Genomic DNA, 1,950 nt, shown 5'->3' on the forward strand with positions numbered 1-1,950 from the left:
GAGCTTGTCGGACATCGGCGGGCTGTAGAGGCCCCGCAATAGCCTCGCAATGCTATCCGTCGCTCAGCCTCGGTGGCGCTCGTGCCGCCACAGCGCAACAGCGACACGCCGAGCTTCATAGGTCTGCCGGAGCGATGTCCCGAGTTCTCCCTGGCCCTCAGGAGCGTAGGCGTAGGTCAGGGCCCCATCCGGCCCGTAGTTCCGGCGCATCTCTGCACTCCAGACGCTATCGGCGGCCGCGAGGGCCGACTCCGTCGCCACCGCCCGCCACCTTAAACCTATGCCCGCGCAGCTCGGCCAGACCTACGACCCGCGAACCTGGCCTCGCACCCCCGCGCCGCGCAGCATCCCGTAGAATTTGCCCGGGTCGAACATCTACCGCGCTTGCTGCAGCGAAATCGGTCGGCCCGGCCCTGCCAGCGACGCCGAAGCGACCCGCCTTCAGATCGTTCGCATAAGGGCACGCTCCGGAACCAGACGCGCCGTGACGTTCCGAGGTCGTCTGCGAGCCATTGTGCGTCCTGGTGAGGTCCGCTTCCAAGTCCTCGATGAGGCAGAGGCCTATGACCGGGATGGGTGGATTTCCGCCGGTCCGCTTCCGGGCGACACTGCGTAAAAGCGGACATGGTCGCCGCTCCCGCTCACGACCCGCTCTGAGTCCTGGCTGATCCGATCCATTCAGACATGCAGGATCCGGCAAGGGACGTTCGTTCATCCATCGCAGGGGATAACGCCCCTCATCACGCATGCCCGAGACGATTTCAGAACTTGCGCAGGATGGGGCTAGGCTCAGGCGTCTCGCCTTTATCCTGGTAGATCGGCACGGTTACGCGCAACCAGCCGCGTGTCTCAAGTCCTGCGTAATTGCGCTGAACAACGTCCCGCGTAACGTAGGCCTGGAGATTGACCGGACCGAAGTTGTAGCCCACGAGGCCGCCCACTGCGAACTGGCCTTGCCGAGCATAGGACGGATTGTTGGTCGGAAGGTCGGTCGATCCGAAGGCTACCGGCCCGATTTCCCACTTGCCAAAATGCTTGGTGGCCGTGAGGTCGAGGTTGAGGAAGTCGGGGTAAAAGGTACCGCTGGCCGATCGCGTATCGAAGAAGGTGCCGTACAGGAAGTTGCCTGTTAGGTTCCAGCCATCGCCATTGTATGTGATGGCGAAACGTTGGTGTAGAACCGGATTTTGGATGACGATCTTGGTCTCGCTGGGTAGGTAGGCCCCGAGCAGGTAGCTGAAGTTGATATTGTTGCCGAGCTTCCAGGCCACCTGCGCAGCGAGCAGCGTCTGGCCGAACCCGCTCTGGTATGCCGCGCCCCGTGTGCTCGAAGCTGTGACCGGCTGCAACACGACAAGTTGCAGCCGTCCGCCGACCACCTCTGCCGGTGTCGCCCAGATGAAGGACGGCAGGTTGATGTTCGAGTCGGTGCCGCGTGGGGTGATATCGCGCGAGCCGAAACTGGACGTGTCAATGAAGTAGAGCCCGATCGGCAATGGCGCACCCGGGGCTTGCCCCACGGTCTGTCCAGGTTGTGCCGATGAACCAGCCTGCACGGGGGTGCCGGCCAACCCGTAGGTGAGCGAGGCGGAGAGGGCAGCGATATGGATCAGTCGGGTAAGCCCAGCTGTCGTCATTCCGCAGTCCAAGCCTCTCCGTAGTCGGATCGGCCGTTATTGCATGCCAGAACGGATTAAGTGGCCTTCCTGTGCGTGGGATGCAGAGTTGCGACACGAGCGTAGCCGTTGGGCAACAGCTGTCACATCGAAGGCTCGCTTCCTCGGATGCTTCAAACCGCGCCCACAGTGAGGCCCGGTGCGTAGCGGGGCGTATGGTTTGAAGCGCAAGGCCGAGGTCCGTTCACCACCCCTAGCCAAGATTGCCGGACGGCCGACCAATGACCGCTTATAGGAAGTGCCGACGACCGCTCACATGACTGGGTTGGGTCGG

1 protein-coding gene is annotated in these 1,950 nt (G+C 62.8%); it reads right to left on the reverse strand.

Features of this window, described 5'->3' with window-relative positions:
* Positions 1 to 761: 761 nt before the first annotated feature.
* Positions 762 to 1,637: a transporter gene (locus MKK67_RS00010; protein WP_243960601.1), complete on the reverse strand. Its 876-nt coding sequence runs from the start codon at positions 1,635 to 1,637 to the stop codon at positions 762 to 764.
* Positions 1,638 to 1,950: the final 313 nt, after the last annotated feature.

Source organism: Methylobacterium sp. J-072 (assembly GCF_022829425.1).
GTDB lineage: Bacteria > Pseudomonadota > Alphaproteobacteria > Rhizobiales > Beijerinckiaceae > Methylobacterium.

Bases quoted from the DNA above. Each gene is read 5' to 3' on its own strand.
- MKK67_RS00010 (WP_243960601.1), bottom strand. From the start codon at position 1,637: ATGACGACAGCTGGGCTTACCCGACTGATCCATATCGCTGCCCTCTCC.